General features: G+C 69.4%; 13 protein-coding genes. 7 read left to right on the top strand and 6 right to left on the bottom strand.

The window, feature by feature from the left end; translation table 11 throughout:
- Positions 1–45: 45 nt before the first annotated feature.
- The 5 genes from ACTJKO_RS03160 to sufB all read right to left on the bottom strand — a co-directional run bounded on the left by ACTJKO_RS03160 (position 46) and on the right by sufB (position 4,240).
- A complete protein-coding gene (locus ACTJKO_RS03160; RefSeq protein WP_022902786.1) occupies positions 46–375 on the bottom strand; it encodes a metal-sulfur cluster assembly factor in 330 nt (109 codons plus the stop codon).
- Positions 375–1,142, bottom strand: a complete 768-nt coding sequence (sufC, locus tag ACTJKO_RS03155; RefSeq protein WP_440685574.1) for a Fe-S cluster assembly ATPase SufC — start codon at positions 1,140–1,142, stop codon at positions 375–377. Before sufC ends, ACTJKO_RS03160 begins: the two co-directional genes overlap by 1 nt.
- Before the next feature lie 75 nt (positions 1,143–1,217).
- Positions 1,218–1,544: a non-heme iron oxygenase ferredoxin subunit gene (locus tag ACTJKO_RS03150; protein ID WP_440685572.1), complete on the bottom strand. Its 327-nt coding sequence runs from the start codon at positions 1,542–1,544 to the stop codon at positions 1,218–1,220.
- Positions 1,544–2,821 carry a Fe-S cluster assembly protein SufD gene (sufD, locus tag ACTJKO_RS03145; RefSeq protein ID WP_440685570.1) on the bottom strand — a complete coding sequence of 426 codons (1,278 nt, stop codon included), beginning with the start codon at positions 2,819–2,821 and terminating at the stop codon, positions 1,544–1,546. The genes ACTJKO_RS03150 and sufD overlap by 1 nt, the downstream gene beginning before the upstream one ends.
- Positions 2,822–4,240, bottom strand: a complete 1,419-nt coding sequence (gene sufB / locus ACTJKO_RS03140) for a Fe-S cluster assembly protein SufB (RefSeq protein WP_440685568.1) — start codon at positions 4,238–4,240, stop codon at positions 2,822–2,824.
- Between the two features lie 250 nt (positions 4,241–4,490).
- Between sufB and ACTJKO_RS03135 the strand changes: the two genes are divergently transcribed.
- The gene (locus ACTJKO_RS03135) at positions 4,491–5,465 is read left to right on the top strand and encodes a COX15/CtaA family protein (RefSeq protein WP_440685566.1); all 975 of its coding nucleotides are present in this window, start codon (positions 4,491–4,493) and stop codon (positions 5,463–5,465) included.
- Positions 5,466–6,045: 580 nt separating this feature from the next.
- On the opposite strand, the gene ACTJKO_RS03130 is transcribed toward ACTJKO_RS03135, so the two are convergent.
- Positions 6,046–6,972, bottom strand: coding sequence for a heme o synthase (locus ACTJKO_RS03130; RefSeq protein ID WP_440685920.1), 927 nt, complete (start codon positions 6,970–6,972; stop codon positions 6,046–6,048).
- Between the two features lie 450 nt (positions 6,973–7,422).
- On the opposite strand from ACTJKO_RS03130, the gene tkt reads away from it, so the two are divergent.
- The 6 genes from tkt to pgl all read left to right on the top strand — a co-directional run bounded on the left by tkt (position 7,423) and on the right by pgl (position 15,755).
- Complete coding sequence (tkt, locus tag ACTJKO_RS03125; protein WP_440685564.1) at positions 7,423–9,516, top strand: transketolase; 2,094 nt, start codon at positions 7,423–7,425, stop codon at positions 9,514–9,516.
- A gap of 141 nt (positions 9,517–9,657) precedes the next feature.
- On the top strand, positions 9,658–10,770 hold the full coding sequence (gene tal / locus ACTJKO_RS03120; RefSeq protein WP_440685562.1) for a transaldolase: 1,113 nt from the start codon (positions 9,658–9,660) through the stop codon (positions 10,768–10,770).
- Positions 10,770–12,368: a glucose-6-phosphate isomerase gene (locus ACTJKO_RS03115; RefSeq protein ID WP_440685560.1), complete on the top strand. Its 1,599-nt coding sequence runs from the start codon at positions 10,770–10,772 to the stop codon at positions 12,366–12,368. The genes tal and ACTJKO_RS03115 overlap by 1 nt, the downstream gene beginning before the upstream one ends.
- A 23-nt stretch (positions 12,369–12,391) precedes the next feature.
- Entirely contained in the window at positions 12,392–13,930 is a 1,539-nt protein-coding gene (gene zwf / locus ACTJKO_RS03110) for a glucose-6-phosphate dehydrogenase (RefSeq protein ID WP_440685558.1), read from the top strand.
- A complete protein-coding gene (locus ACTJKO_RS03105; RefSeq protein WP_440685556.1) occupies positions 13,927–14,871 on the top strand; it encodes a glucose-6-phosphate dehydrogenase assembly protein OpcA in 945 nt (314 codons plus the stop codon). Before zwf ends, ACTJKO_RS03105 begins: the two co-directional genes overlap by 4 nt.
- Before the next feature lie 113 nt (positions 14,872–14,984).
- Positions 14,985–15,755 (top strand): 6-phosphogluconolactonase, encoded by a 771-nt coding sequence (gene pgl / locus ACTJKO_RS03100; RefSeq protein WP_440685554.1) that lies wholly within the window; start codon positions 14,985–14,987, stop codon positions 15,753–15,755.
- Positions 15,756–15,789 lie beyond the last annotated feature (34 nt).

The raw sequence follows: 15,789 nt of genomic DNA, 5'->3' as shown, positions 1-15,789 counted from the left end.
CGGTGCCAGCTGGCACCGCGCCTCCCGTCCCTGTGGTGGTCGCGCCTAGATCGAGAAGCCGAGCGCGCGCATCATCTCGCGCCCGTCGTCGGTGATCCGCTCCGGGCCCCACGGCGGCATCCAGACCCAGTTGATCCGGAACGCGTCGACGATGCCGTCCAGCGCGTTCGCCGTGTCCCCCTCGATGACGTCGGTCAGGGGGCAGCCGGCGCTCGTGAGCGTCATGCTGATGACGAGCGCGTTGGCCTCGTCGTCCATCGCGAGGTCGTAGATGAGCCCGAGGTCGACGATGTTCACGCCGAGTTCCGGGTCCTGGACCTCCTTGAGGCCCTCGACGACCTCGTCGAACTTCTCCGGGGAGAGTGCGGTGATCATCAGGCGCCTGCCGCTGCAGCCTGCACGTAGCGGTCGTAGCCCTCGTTCTCGAGGCGCTCGGCCAGCTCCGGTCCACCCTGCTCCGCGACCTTGCCCGCGACGAACACGTGCACGAAGTCCGGCTTGATGTAGCGGAGGATGCGCGTGTAGTGCGTGATGAGCAGCACGCCGAGACCGGTGGCGGCCTTGGCGCGGTTGACGCCCTCGGAGACGATCTTCAGCGCGTCGACGTCGAGGCCGGAGTCGGTCTCGTCGAGCACGGCGAACTTCGGCTTGAGCAGCTCGAGCTGCATGATCTCGTGGCGCTTCTTCTCGCCGCCCGAGAAGCCCTCGTTGACGTTGCGCTCGGCGAACGACGAGTCCATCTTGAGGTCGGCCATCGACTGGCGGAGGTCCTTGACCCAGCCGCGCAGCGCGGGGGCTTCGCCGTCGATCGCGGTCTTCGCGGTGCGGAGGAAGTTCGACACCGTCACACCGGGGATCTCGACCGGGTACTGCATGGCGAGGAACATGCCGGCGCGGGCACGCTCGTCGACGCTCATCGCGAGGACGTCCTCGCCGTCGAGCGTGATCGAGCCACCGACGACGTTGTACCGCGGGTGGCCCGCGATCGTGTAGGCGAGGGTGGACTTGCCGGAGCCGTTCGGGCCCATGATGGCGTGGATCTCGCCCTCGTTGATGGTGAGGTCGACGCCCCTGAGGATCTCCTTCGTGCCCTGATCGGTGTCGATCGAGACCTGGAGATCACGGATTTCGAGAGTGGACATTGCGTTCCTTCGGTTGAAGCGTCGGTGCGGCGTCAGCCGCGGAAGAGTGTGGGGAACCGAGCGTGCCGGCGTCGGTCAGTCGACCGGCACGGGGTCGTGCACGTCGACGTAGACGTCGCCGTCGCGGACCTCGACCCGGAACACCGGGACGGGCTCGTACGCCGGGAAGTTCTGCGGCTTGCCGGTCGCGAGCGAGAACCGGGAGCCGTGCGCCCAGCACTCGAGCGTGTCGCCCTCGACGAACCCCTCCGCCAGGGAGATGTCGCCGTGGGTGCACGTGTCGCCGATGGCGTGCACCGTGCCCGCGGAGTCCTTCACGATCGCGACGGCGGTGCCGTCCACCACGACGCGCATCGGGCTGTCCACCGCGATGTCCGCCTCGGCGCAGACCTTCGTCGACATCAGGCGGAGGCCTCCGGGTCAGCGGATGCCGGCGCGGCGATGACCGTCCGGCCCTCGGCCAGCTCCTGCTCGACGGCCGCGATGAGACGCTCCTCGAGCTCCGGCGCGCCGATCTTCTGGATGACCTCGACGAGGAAGCCGAGCACGACGAGACGGCGCGCTTCCTCTTCCGGGATGCCGCGCGACTGCAGGTAGAACAGGTGCTCGTCGTCGAACCGGCCCGTCGCGCTCGCGTGACCGGCGCCCTCGATGTTGCCTGTCTCGATCTCGAGGTTCGGGATGCTGTCGGCGCGGGTGCCGTCGGTGAGCACCAGGTTGCGGTTCTGCTCGTACGAGTCGGTGCCGTCGCCGGTGCGGCCGATGAGCACGTCACCGATCCACACCGTGTGTGCGCCCTCACCCTGCAGCGCGCCCTTGTAGTTGACGCGGCCGCGCGTGTTCGGCGCGTCGTGGTTCACGTAGACCTGCTGCTCGATGTACTGACCGGCGTCGGCGAAGTACACGCCGTACATCTCGGTGTCGGCACCCTGCGCGCCGAGGTGCGTCGACGGGTTCACCCGCACGACGTCGCCGCCGAGCGAGACGACGACGTGCTTGAGGAAGGCGTCGCGGCCGACCTCGGCGAAGTGCGTGGAGACGTGCACGGCGTCGTCGTCCCAGTCCTGCAGGCTGACGACGGTCAGCCGTGCGCCGTCGCGGACGACGATCTCGACGTTCTCGCTGAGGAGCGCCTTGCCACGGTTGTCGAGCACCACGATGCCCTGCGCGTGCGCCTCGGCCGTGATGACCGTGTGAGCGGCACGGGGCTGCGTGCCGAAGTCCGAGCGCGTCAGCGTGATGAACTCGTGCGCCTCGGTGGCCTTGATCGTGACGGCCAGCACGGCGTCACGGGCGGTCCACGCGGCGGCGGCGGCGCGGTCTTCGGGCAGTCCGGCGGTGCCGACCCGCGGGTCGTCGCTGCGACCCCACTCGACGTCAGCGCCCTCGGACTGGCGGGCGAGGTACGGGTAGGCCGAACCGTCGAGACCACCGTCGAGGAGCGGCTGGAGCTTCGCGAGGGGTGCGAACTTCCAGTTCACCTCGCGCCCGGTCACCGTGGGGAAGGCGTCGATGTCACCGGACTGCGGCCGTTCGGAACGGGTCTGGACCGGGATCTTCGCGTCGGCGGCGTCCCAGCCACCGTCGGAGTGCGCCTTCGCGCCGTGCTGCTCCGTGCCCGTCGCGGCGGTCGCCGGCTCGATCGGCTGGTCGATGTGGGGAGGGGTGGTGCTGGACATCTAGCCGACGGATCCTTCCATGCTCATCTCGATGAGCTTGTTGAGTTCGAGTGCGTACTCCATCGGGAGCTCACGGGCGATCGGCTCGATGAAGCCGCGGACGATCATCGCCATGGCTTCGTCCTCGGGCAGGCCGCGCGACATGAGGTAGAACAGCTGCTCCTCGCTGACGCGGGAGACCGTCGCCTCGTGCCCGAGCTGGACGTCGTCGACGCGGATGTCGATGGCCGGGTAGGTGTCCGAGCGGCTGACGGTGTCGACGAGGAGCGCGTCGCAGCGCACGGTGTTCGCCGCGTGGTGGGCGTTCGGGTCGACACGGACCTCGCCGCGGTAGCCCGCACGGCCGCCGCCACGGGCGATCGACTTCGAGACGATCGAGGACGTCGTGTACGGCGCCATGTGGATCATCTTCGCGCCGGCGTCCTGGTGCTGCCCCGGGCCGGCGAACGCCACGGAGAGCGTCTCGCCCTTGGCGTGCTCACCGGCGAGGTAGATCGACGGGTACTTCATCGTCACCTTCGAGCCGATGTTGCCGTCGATCCACTCCATCGTCGCGCCCTCGTGGGCGATCGCACGCTTGGTGACGAGGTTGTACACGTTGTTCGACCAGTTCTGGATCGTCGTGTACCGCACGCGGGCGTTCTTCTTCACGATGATCTCGACGACGGCCGAGTGCAGCGAGTCCGACTTGTAGATCGGCGCCGTGCAGCCCTCGATGTAGTGGACGTAGGAGTCCTCGTCCGCGATGATCAGCGTCCGCTCGAACTGGCCCATGTTCTCGGTGTTGATCCGGAAGTAGGCCTGCAGCGGGATCTCGACGTGCACGCCCTTGGGGACGTAGACGAACGAGCCACCGGACCACACGGCGGTGTTCAGCGCGGCGAACTTGTTGTCACCGGCCGGGATCACGGTGCCGAAGTACTCCTCGAAGAACTCCGGGTGCTCGCGGAGCGCCGTGTCGGTGTCCATGAAGATGACGCCCTGCGCCTCGAGGTCCTCGCGGATCTGGTGGTAGACGACCTCGGACTCGTACTGCGCGGCGACGCCGGCGACGAGGCGCTGGCGTTCGGCCTCCGGGATGCCAAGCTTCTCGTAGGTCTCACGGATGTCCTCGGGGAGGTCCTCCCACGACTGCGCCTGCTTCTCGGTGGAGCGGACGAAGTACTTGATGTTGTCGAAGTCGATGCCCGACAGGTCGGCACCCCACGTCGGCATCGGCTTCCGACCGAAGAGCTGCAGGCCCTTCAGACGGTTCTTGAGCATCCACTCCGGCTCGTTCTTGAGCCGCGAGATGTCGGTGACGACCTCTTCCGAGATGCCGCGACGAGCGGAGGCCCCGGCCGTGTCGGAGTCGGACCAGCCGAACTCGTATTGGCCGAGCCCTTCGAGCTCGGGACGGTCGATGAGCACGTCGGACATGGTCTCCTCGTTTCCTTCTCGCGGCAGCGTCTGTGGTGTCAACCCGTGGCGTCTGGACGCCATTCCACCGCGGACCGCCGACAGAGCGGGCGCGGTGCTGCTCCCTCGCAACGTCGATGGTTCCACGCAGTCCTGGGTGTGATCGGCGATCTCGGCCCTTTCAGAGCCGGCGCCTGCCTAGACTTGACTGCTGCTGAACCCTCGAATCCTACAGGTTCACTGCACGGAACAACAGGAAGGCACCACCCTCGTGACTCGCGTCGGATCCCCGGTCGACCAGGACGTCCGTACTGAACGGTGGTGGTCCCTCCCCCGCGTCGTCGACCAGCGGGTCGTCGTGCTCGCCTGGGCGTCGTTCGTCGTCGAGGTCGTCCTGATCGGCACGGGCGGCCTCGTGCGCCTCACCGCCTCGGGGCTCGGATGCCCGACGTGGCCCAAGTGCACGGCGGACTCCCTCGTGTCGACGCCCGAGATGGGCATCCACGGCGTGATCGAGTTCGGCAACCGACTGCTCACCTTCGTCCTCGTCGTCGTCGCGATCGCGATGTTCCTGCTCGTCGTCCGCATGCGTCACACCCGCCCCGAGCTGTTCTGGCTCGCGTTCGCGCAGGGCGCAGCGATCCCCGTCCAGGCGGTGATCGGCGGCATCAGCGTGTGGTCGAGCCTCAACCCGTTCGTTGTCGGGCTCCACTTCGTCGTCTCCGGCGCGCTCACCGCGGTCACCGCGGCACTCGTCTACCGGGCGATGCGGGGCCCTCGCACGGACGCGCGCCTCGTCCCTGGTTGGTACACGGGCGTCGTCCGGGGAACGATCGCCGCCGTGGTGGTCACCGTGCTCGTCGGCATCCTCACCACCGGCAGCGGTCCGCACGCGGGCGCCGACGAGACGGTCGACGGCGGCCGCCTCCACCGCACGGGCTTCGACCCGGCCGTGATGGAGCACCTCCACGCCATCCCCGCGTACGTCCTCTTCGCGCTGACCCTCGTGCTCGTCATCGGTGCGGTTCGCCTGCGCCTGTCGAGCAAGTGGGCGCTGCTGCTGCTCGTCGTCGAGTTCGTCCAGATCGCGGTCGGCCTGACGCAGGCGCGCACGGGTCTGCCGGTCGGGCTCGTGGGGACGCACATGGTCCTCGCCGGGCTCCTCATCGGCTCGGTGACGGTGCTGACGCTGTCGACGCGCGGCTCCGCCGGTCGCGAGGCCGTGCGGGAGCCGCACGCCGCCTGACGCGCGGGCGCGGGGCGCCGGGCGCCCCCGAGCGACATCCCCGACGTCGTACGACAGCGACAACGTCGTTCCGCCGCGTACGCAACAGTCCGCGCACGCAACGAGCGTCACCACCGACGTCGCACGACATCGACCTCGTCGTTCCGAGTCGACACGGTCGGCTGCCGCCCGCAACGCGCCCATCTACAGTCTGGAGGCGCGGTGCGGGCTGGCACCGCGCCTCCAGTCCCCCACGGAAACCGCGAGCGACATCATCGACGTCGCACGACAGCGACACTGTCGCATCACCGCATGCGCAACAAGCGACACCACCGGTGTCGCACGACAACGACAGCGTCGCTCTGCCGCACGCGCGACAACGCGCGGGCGCAACCGGCGACATCACTGACGTCGCACGACAGCGACAACGTCGCCCTGCCGCACGCGCGACAACGCGCGGGCGCAACCAGCGACATCACCGACGTCGTACGACAGCGACAGCGTTGTTCCGAGTCGACACCAGCACGCCGTCTCCCAGATCGCGGCCGGCCGCCGCCCGGACCGCGAACGACGCAACCTCAGCCGCGCCGCGCCGCACCCCCTAGAAGGTGAAGACCTGCGGCAGCAGCGGGTCGATGCCCACCGCGATGAAGAGCAGCGTCAGGTACGTGATCGAGCTGTGGAACACGCGCATCGGGTGCACCTGCTCGACGTGCTGGATCGCCCGCGAGTAGAGGCGGTGCGACTCCACCACGAACCAGATCCCGCCCGCCAACGCGACGACGGTGTAGAGCGGGCCCATGTGCGCGACCGGGATGAGCAGGAGCGAGCAGACCAGCGTCGCCCATGCGTACAGCACGACCTGCAGCCCGACGACGGTGCGGCCGCGGACGACGGCGAGCATCGGGACGTCGGCGGCGTCGTAGTCGTCGCGGTACTTCATCGACAGCGGCCAGTAGTGCGGCGGCGTCCAGAGGAAGATCACCATGAAGAGGATGACGGGCGCCCACGAGAGCGACCCGGTGACGCCGGCCCAGCCGATCAGCACGGGCATGCAGCCGGCCGAGCCACCCCAGACGATGTTCTGCGGGGTGCGACGCTTGAGCCACAGCGTGTAGACGAACACGTAGATGAGGATCGCGATGACGCTGAGGGCCGCCGCGAGCCAGTTCACGAGCAAGCCGAGCACGGCGGTCGACGCGATGCCGAGGACCCACGAGAAGACGAGGGCTTCCCGGTCGGACAGTTCGCCGGTGACGAGCGGACGGGAGCTCGTGCGCCTCATGAGCCGGTCGATGTCGCGGTCGATGTAGCAGTTGAAGGCCGACGCCGAGCCCGCGGACATCGCGCCGCCGAGCATCGTCCAGAACACCAGCCAGAGGTCCGGCACGCCGCGCTCGGCGAGGAACATCGTCGGGGCGGTGGTGACGAGCAGCAGCTCCATGACCCGCGGCTTCGTCAACGAGACGTAGGCGCGCACCTTGCGGGACAGCGACGAGCGGGGTCGATCGGTGTCGGGCCGGGTCACGGTGGCAGTCGGCAAGGGAACCTCAGTCTGTTCGCGTCAGCTCACACGCTCGGGGGACGGCTCCGTCGTCGTCGGGGCGTGCGTCGACCCGGAATGACCACGGGTCCCCGTCAGTTTACGTGATCGAGGCGCCGCGACGATGCCCGCCCCGCCATCCGGGTCGAACTCCCCCGGCGGAGCCCCGAGCGGCCCGGCCGCGATCGACACGCCCGGCCGGTGTCGGGTCCCCCTGACGACGGTGAACAACCGGCGTCACCTGAACCCCTTCTGAGTGCATGGTCACTATGCTGGAGACGCCCTCCCGCAGTGCGTGCCCCGATGACGTCGGCCGCGAAGAGCCGGTCGGCCGCCGCTCGTCGGCGACACGACTCCGGCCCCGGGATGGCGATCATGTCCGTGCGATGGCACGAGCCCTCGCACATGTCGCATCAATGAAGGGTCAACATCCAAGTGGCTGAATTCACCTGGGACGCCATCGACAGGAAGGCCGTCGACACGGCCCGCGTACTCGCCGCCGACTCGGTCGAGGCCGCCGGCAACGGTCACCCCGGCACCGCGATGAGCCTCGCGCCGGTCGCCCACCTGCTCTTCCAGAAGGTGATGCGTCGCGACCCCAGCGACTCCACCTGGATCGGCCGAGACCGCTTCATCCTCTCCGCTGGTCACGCTTCGATCCTGCAGTACGTGCAGTTCTACCTGCACGGCTACGGCCTCGAGATCGAGGACCTCAAGCACCTCCGCAAGTGGGGCTCGATGACCCCGGGTCACCCGGAGTACGGCCACACCGACGGCATCGAGATCACCACGGGTCCGCTCGGCCAGGGCCTGGCGTCCTCGGTGGGCTTCGCCTACGCGCAGCGTTTCGAGCGCGGCCTCTTCGACCCGGAGACCCCGGCCGGTGAGTCGCCGTTCGACCACTACACCTACGTGATCGCCGGTGACGGTGACATGCAGGAGGGCATCACGAACGAAGCCGGTTCGCTCGCGGGCCGTCAGCAGCTCGGCAACCTCATCGCGTTCTACGACTCGAACCAGATCTCGATCGAGGACGACACCGACATCGCGTTCTCCGAGGACGTCGCCGCCCGCTACGAGGCGCTCGGCTGGCACGTCCAGCTCGTCGACTGGAAGAAGACCGGCGAGTACTCCGAGGACGTCGAGGAGCTCTACGCCGCCATCGAGTCCGCGAAGCAGGTCACCGACAAGCCGTCGCTCATCGTCCTCAAGACGATCATCGGCTGGCCGTCGCCGACCAAGCAGAACTCCGGCAAGATCCACGGCTCCGCGCTCGGCGCCGACGAGATCAAGGGCCTCAAGGAGGTCCTCGGCTTCGACACGGAGAAGACCTTCGAGGTCGACCCCGAGGTGCTCGAGTACACCCGCGGCGCCGTCGCCAAGGGCCAGGAGCAGCACGCCGAGTGGAACAAGGCGTTCGACGCCTGGGCCGCGGCGAACCCGGAGCGCAAGGCGATCCTCGACCGCATCAACGCGGGCGAGCTCCCCGAGGGGCTCGAGGAGGCCCTCCCGGTCTTCCCGACCGACAAGGCCGTGTCGACCCGTGCCGCCTCCGGCAAGGTCATCAACGCGATCGCGCCGCTCATGCCCGAGTTCTGGGGCGGTTCGGCGGACCTCGCCGAGTCGAACCTGACCACCATCGAGGGCGCGAAGTCCTTCGGTCCGGCCGACGCCAGCACGAAGACCTGGAGCACCGACCCGTACGGCCGCGTGCTGCACTTCGGCATCCGCGAGCACGCCATGGGCGCGATCCTCAACGGCATCGTCCTCCACGGCAACACCCGCCCCTTCGGTGGCACGTTCCTGATCTTCAGCGACTACATGCGCCCCGCGGTCCGTCTCGCCGCGCTCATGAAGGCGCCGGCGATCTACGTCTGGACGCACGACTCCATCGCCCTCGGCGAGGACGGCCCGACGCACCAGCCGATCGAACAGCTCACCGCGCTCCGCGCGATCCCGGGTCTGGACGTCGTCCGCCCCGCCGACGCCAACGAGGTCGCGTACGCCTGGCTCGAGATGCTCAAGCACCACGACCGTCCGGCGGGCATCGCGCTGAGCCGTCAGAACCTCCCGGTCTTCGAGCGTGGTGAGGGCGACGCCTCCGGCGAAACGCTCGCCTCGGCGAAGAACGTCGCCAAGGGCGCGTACATCCTGGCCGAGGCGCCGAACGGCACCCCGGACGTCATCCTCATCGCCACCGGCTCCGAGGTCCAGATCGCCGTCGAGGCGCGCGAGCAGCTCAAGGCGGAGGGCGTCAACGCCCGCGTCGTGAGCGCCCCGTCGCTCGAGTGGTTCTTCGAGCAGCCGGAGAGCTACCGCGAGCAGGTCCTCCCGAAGGCGGTCACCGCCCGCGTGTCGGTCGAGGCCGGCATCGCCATGAGCTGGCGCGACATCGTCGGTGACAAGGGCCGCAGCGTCTCGATCGAGCACTTCGGTGCCTCGGCCGACTACCAGACGCTCTTCAAGGAGTTCGGCTTCACGACGGAGCACGTCGTGGCCGCCGCGAAGGAATCGATCGCGGCTTCCTGACCCGCGAGGGCCGGGTCCGGTTCGCCGGATCCGGCCCTTCTTCCGGGAGGCGCGGCTCGGCCCCGCCACGCACCTCCCGGCCCCCAGACCCCGACTTCACGGTCCGTCACGGACCAGTCGATGAAAGAAGAAGAGAAACACATGGCTGACAACACCCCCACCGCCGCCCTCTCCGCGGTCGGCGTGAGCATCTGGCTCGACGACCTCTCGCGTGAGCTCCTCGAGACCGGCAAGCTCACCGAGCTCATCGAGCAGAAGAACGTGGTCGGCGTCACCACGAACCCGACGATCTTCGCCTCGGCCCTCGCCAAGGGTGAGCGCTACGACGCACAGGTCAAGGAGCTGGCCGCCGCCGGCACCGACGTGACCGACGCGATCTTCGAGATCACCACCCAGGACGTCGCCAACGCGTCCGACGTGTTCAAGCCGATCTACGACTCCACCAAGGGCTTCGACGGCCGCGTCTCCATCGAGGTCGAGCCGGGCCTCGCCCACGAGACCCAGAAGACGATCGAGCAGGCGAAGTTCCTGTTCGACAAGGTCGGCAAGGAGAACGTCCTCATCAAGATCCCGGCGACCGTCGAGGGTCTCGAGGCGATCACCGAGGTCATCGCCGCCGGCATCTCGGTCAACGTCACCCTGATCTTCTCGCTCGAGCGCTACCGCGCCGTCATCGACGCGTACCTCGGCGGGCTCGAGAAGGCCAAGGCCGCCGGCCACGACCTCTCCAAGATCCACTCGGTCGCCTCGTTCTTCGTCTCGCGCGTCGACTCCGAGATCGACAAGCGCCTCGAGGCCATCGGCACCGACGAGGCGAAGGCCCTCAAGTCGAAGGCCGGCATCGCCAACGCCCAGCTCGCGTACCAGGTCTGGACCGAGGCGTTCGCCACCGAGCGCGCCCTCGGCCTGCTCGAGGCCGGTGCGAACACGCAGCGTCCGCTCTGGGCCTCGACCGGTGTCAAGGACCCGTCGCTGCCCGACACGCTCTACGTGACCGAGCTCGCTGCGCCGAGCACCGTGAACACCATGCCGGGCAAGACGCTCGACGCCACGTTCGACCACGGTGAGATCCACGGCGACGCGATCGCCGGCTCGTACGACGCCGCGCAGGAGGTCCTCGACAAGCTGGCCGCCGTCGGCATCGACTACGACGACGTCGTGGCGCTGCTCGAGAAGGAGGGCGTGGACAAGTTCAACGTCTCCTGGGGCGAGCTCGTCGACACCGTCAAGACCGCGCTCGAGGGCGCCAAGTAGTGACCGTCTCCATCGCTGCCAGCGGCGACGCGGCGCGGGCCATCGAACAGGTGGTCCCGGGCCTCGTCGCCGACCTGGTGGCCTCGGGCATCACTGCCCAGGACCCGGAACTCTGGGGACCGGACGCCGAGGCCGAGGCGTCGAAGCGGCTCGGCTGGGTGGAGGCCGTCTCGGTCTCCCGCCCGCTCGTCGCCGAGGTCGTCGCGCTGCGCGAGTCGCTCCGTGCCGAGGGGGTCGACCACGTCGTCCTCGCCGGCATGGGCGGCTCGTCGCTCGCGCCGGAGGTCATCACCCGGACGTCGGGTGTCCCGCTGACCGTCCTCGACTCGACGAACCCGGCCCAGGTCCGCGCCGCGGTGTCCCACGCGCTCGACCGCACCGTGCTGGTCGTGTCGTCGAAGTCCGGCTCGACCCTCGAGACGGACTCGCAGCGTCGGCTGTACGAACAGGCCTTCCGTGACGCCGGCATCGACCCGGCCGCGCGCATCGTCGTCGTCACCGACCCGGGCTCCCCGCTCGAGGCCGAGGCGACCGCGGCGGGGTACCGCGTCTTCACGGCCGACCCGGAAGTGGGCGGCCGCTACTCCGCGCTGACGGCGTTCGGCCTCGTGCCGTCCGGCCTCGCCGGCGCCGACATCGAGGAGCTCCTCGACGAGGCGGACGCCATCTCCGCGCTGCTTGCCGTCGACACCGACGAGAACCCCGGCCTCGTGCTGGGTGCGGTCCTCGCCGGCACCGAGCCGCTGCGCGACAAGATCGGCATCGTGTCCGACGGCACCCACATCGTCGGGTTCGGCGACTGGGTCGAGCAGCTGATCGCCGAGTCGACCGGCAAGAGCGGCCGCGGCCTGCTCCCCGTCGTGCTCGGGGTCGACTCCCCCGAGGTCACGGCGGGCCTCGCGGACCTGCAGATCGTCCGGCTCGTCGGTTCCCGCGAGGAAGAGCGGCACGTCGCCGAGGGCGAGGTCGAGATCACCGGCACGCTCGGCGGCCAGTTCCTCGTGTGGGAGTACGCCGTGGCCGTCGCTGGGCGCCTGCTCGGGATCAACCCCTTCGACCAGCCCGACGTGGAGGCGGCCAAGGCCGCGGCACGCGCGCTGCTCGACGACCGTCCCGAGTCCGTGGCGCCCGCGTTCACCGAGGACGGCATCGCCGTCCGCGCGAGCGGAGGTCTCGACACCGGGACCTCGATCGCCCAGGCCGTGTCGCGCCTCCTGGACCGGCTCGGCGCAACCGGCTACCTGGCTGTGCAGGCGTACGTCGACCGCACGACCGACCAGGCGCTCGAGTCGCTCCGCGACGCCCTCGCAGCACGGACCGGTCGTCCCGTGACCTTCGGCTACGGGCCGCGGTTCCTGCACTCGACCGGCCAGTACCACAAGGGCGGTCCCGCGAACGGCGTCTTCCTGCAGATCGTCGCCGACGAGCGCGACGACCTCGTGGTCCCCGGGCGGCCGTTCACGTTCGGCCAGCTCATCCAGGCCCAGGCCGCCGGTGACGCGAGTGTCCTCGCGCAGCACGGCCGGCCGGTCCTGACCCTCACGACGTCGGACGTCGCCGCTGTCACCGCAGCACTGACCTCCGCCGTCTCCCTCTGACTCTCGAAGGAGTTCACCGACTCATGTCACCGGTGGCAATCACCCCGGAGCACAACCCGCTCCGGCTGCCGACGGATCGTCGACTGAACCGGATCGCGGGACCCAGCACCCTCATCATCTTCGGCGTGACGGGCGACCTGTCCCGCAAGAAGCTGATGCCCGCGGTCTACGACCTGGCGAACCGGGGGCTCCTGCCGCCCGGGTTCGCCCTCGTCGGGTTCGCTCGACGTGACTGGGAGGACCAAGACTTCTCCCAGCTCGTCCACGACGCCGTCCAGGAGCACTCCCGCACCCCGTTCGACGAGGACGTCTGGCGTCAGCTCGAACAGGGCATCCGCTTCGTCCAGGGGTCGTTCGACGACCCCGAGGCGTTCCGCGAGCTCAAGCGCACCGTCGACGAGCTCGACGCCGAACGCGGCACCCTCGGCAACCACGCGTTCTACCTGTCCATCCCGCCGAAGATGTTCCCGGTCGTCACCGAGCAGCTGAAGCTGTCCGGCCTGACCGAGAAGCACGGCGATTCGTGGAGCCGTGTCGTGGTCGAGAAGCCGTTCGGCTCCGACCTGCGCACCGCGCGCGAGCTGAACGCGATCGTCGAGAGCGTGTTCGCGCCCGACGACGTGTTCCGCATCGACCACTACCTCGGCAAGGAGACCGTCCAGAACCTCCTGACGCTCCGGTTCGCGAACCAGATGTACGAACCCATCTGGAACTCGAACTACGTCGACCACGTGCAGATCACGATGGCGGAGGACATCGGCGTCGCCGGACGTGCCGCGTACTACGACGGCATCGGTGCGGCGCGCGACGTCATCCAGAACCACCTGCTGCAGCTCCTCGCCCTCACCGCGATGGAGGAGCCCGTCTCGTTCAAGGCCGCGGACCTCCGCGCCGAGAAGGAGAAGGTGCTCTCGGCAGTCCGGCTCCCCGCCGACCTCGCCACGGCGACGGCCCGCGGGCAGTACGCGGGCGGCTGGCAGGGCGGCGAGAAGGTGCTCGGCTTCCTCGAGGAGGCCGGCATGAACCCGGAGTCCCACACCGAGACGTACGCGGCGATCAAGCTCGACATCGCCACGCGCCGTTGGCAGGGCGTCCCGTTCTACCTCCGCGCCGGCAAGCGCCTCGGTCGCCGCGTGACCGAGATCGCGATCGTGTTCAAGCGCGTCCCCGAGGACGTCTTCGGCATCCCGCAGTCCCCCCTCGGCCAGAACGCACTCGTCATCCGCGTGCAGCCGGACGAGGGCGTGACGCTCCGTTTCGGTTCGAAGGTCCCCGGCGTCGGCACGCAGGTGCGCGACGTGACGATGGACTTCGGCTACGGCCACGCGTTCACCGAAGCATCCCCCGAGGCGTACGAGCGACTCATCCTCGACGTGCTCCTCGGTGACCCGCCCCTGTTCCCCCGTCACCAAGAGGTGGAGCTGTCCTGGAAGATCCTCGACCCGATCGAGGAGTTCTGGGCCACGCAGGGCCAGCCCGAGCAGTACCGTCCCGGCACGTGGGGTCCGGCGTCCGCCGACGCCCTGCTCGCCCGCGACGGCCGGACCTGGAGGCGTCCATGAAGATCGACCTGCCGAACACCACGGTCTCGAAGATCCAGAAGAAGCTCGTCCACATCCGCGAGGAGGGCGGCGCCGTCGCCCTCGGTCGCGTCCTGACGCTCATCATCTCGACGGCCCTCGGCCACGAGGAAGAGGCGATCAACGCCGCGAACGAAGCCTCGCGCGAGCACCCGATGCGGGTCATCATCGTGTCGAAGAACGAGGGTGACACGAAGTCCCCGGGTCGCCTCGACGCGCAGATCCGTGTCGGCAGCGACGCGGGTGCGAGCGAGGTCATCGTGCTCCGGGCCTACGGCGAGACCGCGACCGACGAGGAGAGCCTGGTCACGGGCCTCCTCCTGCCGGACGCGCCCGTCGTGGCCTGGTGGCCGCAGACGGCACCCGACCAGCCGTCGGCCTCCGCGCTGGGCCGCATCGCCCAGCGACGGATCACCGACGCGGCCGCGCAGAAGGACCCGAACGGCGCCATCGAAGCGCTCGGGCGCTCCTACGTCCCCGGCGACACCGACTTCGCGTGGACCCGTCTCACCCTCTGGCGGAACCAGCTCGCCGCGGCGCTCGACCAGCCCCCGTACGAGCCGATCACCGCCGTCGAGGTCTCCGGAGCGTCCGACAGCCCGTCGACGATCCTCCTCGCCGCGTGGCTCCAGCTGCGCCTCGAGGTGCCGGTGTCCGTCGTCACCTCCCCGCGTGCGACCGGGTCGAGCGGCATCCACGGCGTCAAGCTCGTGCGCGAGTCCGGCACCATCGAGCTCGAGCGGTCCCTGGTGGACGTCGCGACGCTCTCGATGCCCGGTCAGCCCACGCACGACCTGTCGCTGCCGCGCCGCAACCTGCGCGACTGCCTGGCCGAGGAACTCCGTAGACTCGACCCGGACGTCCTCTTCGGAGACGTCGTCAAGCACGGGGTGCCGCAGCTCCGCGAGTCGATCGCGGGCTAGCAGCCCAGACGGCCGGCCGGTCTGCCCGCCGCTCGCGACCGCGGGCGACGGGCACCCGGTCGGTCGGACCGAAGGCGGTCGCACCGGTCGGCCGCCACGAACACGGGAGTCACGTGACCAACGAACGACGGGTGCTGGTGCACCCGGACAAGCAGGCCCTCGGCGCGTCGGTCGCCGCTCGCTTCATCACGAAGATCATCGACGTGCTCGACGAGCAGGAGCGCGCGGACATCGCCATCAGCGGTGGCTCGGTGTCGTCGCTCGTCCTCGCCGCGATCGGCCAGTCGCCGGCGCGTGAGAGCGTCGACTGGTCCAAGGTGCACGTGTGGTGGGTCGACGAGCGTTGGGTACCGGCGGGTGACGCGGACCGCAACATCACCGGCACACAGACCGACTTCTTCGACCACGTCGACATCCCGGAGTCGAACATCCACCCGATCGCGGCGTCGGACGCCGGCCTCACGATCGACGAGGCCGCGGCGCAGTACGAGCGCGAGCTGCAGGACGCCGCCCCCGAGGGTGCCGTCGCACCGCGCTTCGACATCACGCTGCTCGGCGTGGGCCCCGACGGCCACACCGCCTCGCTGTTCCCCGAGTTCCCGCAGCTCGCCGTGACCGACCGCGCCGTGCTGTCCGTCGACGACTCCCCCAAGCCGCCGCCGCAGCGTCTGACGCTCACCTTCCCGGTGATCAACGCGTCGCAGCGTGTGTGGGTCATCCTGTCCGGTGCCGAGAAGGCCTCGGTCCTCGGACTGGCGCTGGCCGGTGCGTCGGTGGACGAGGTCCCCGTCGGTGGCGTGCAGGGTCGGAAGCGCACGGTGTTCTTCGTGGACCAGGACGCCGCTCGGGACGTGCCCGAGAACCTCATCGCGTCGACGTACTGACGCGGCCCCTGACGGACGGGAGGCGCGGTGCCGG

The organism is Curtobacterium sp. 22159 (assembly GCF_052045775.1).
In the GTDB taxonomy this organism is placed as follows: domain Bacteria; phylum Actinomycetota; class Actinomycetes; order Actinomycetales; family Microbacteriaceae; genus Curtobacterium.
Note: the sequence above shows the minus strand (reverse complement) of the source record. Positions and strands in the feature narration are given on the sequence as shown.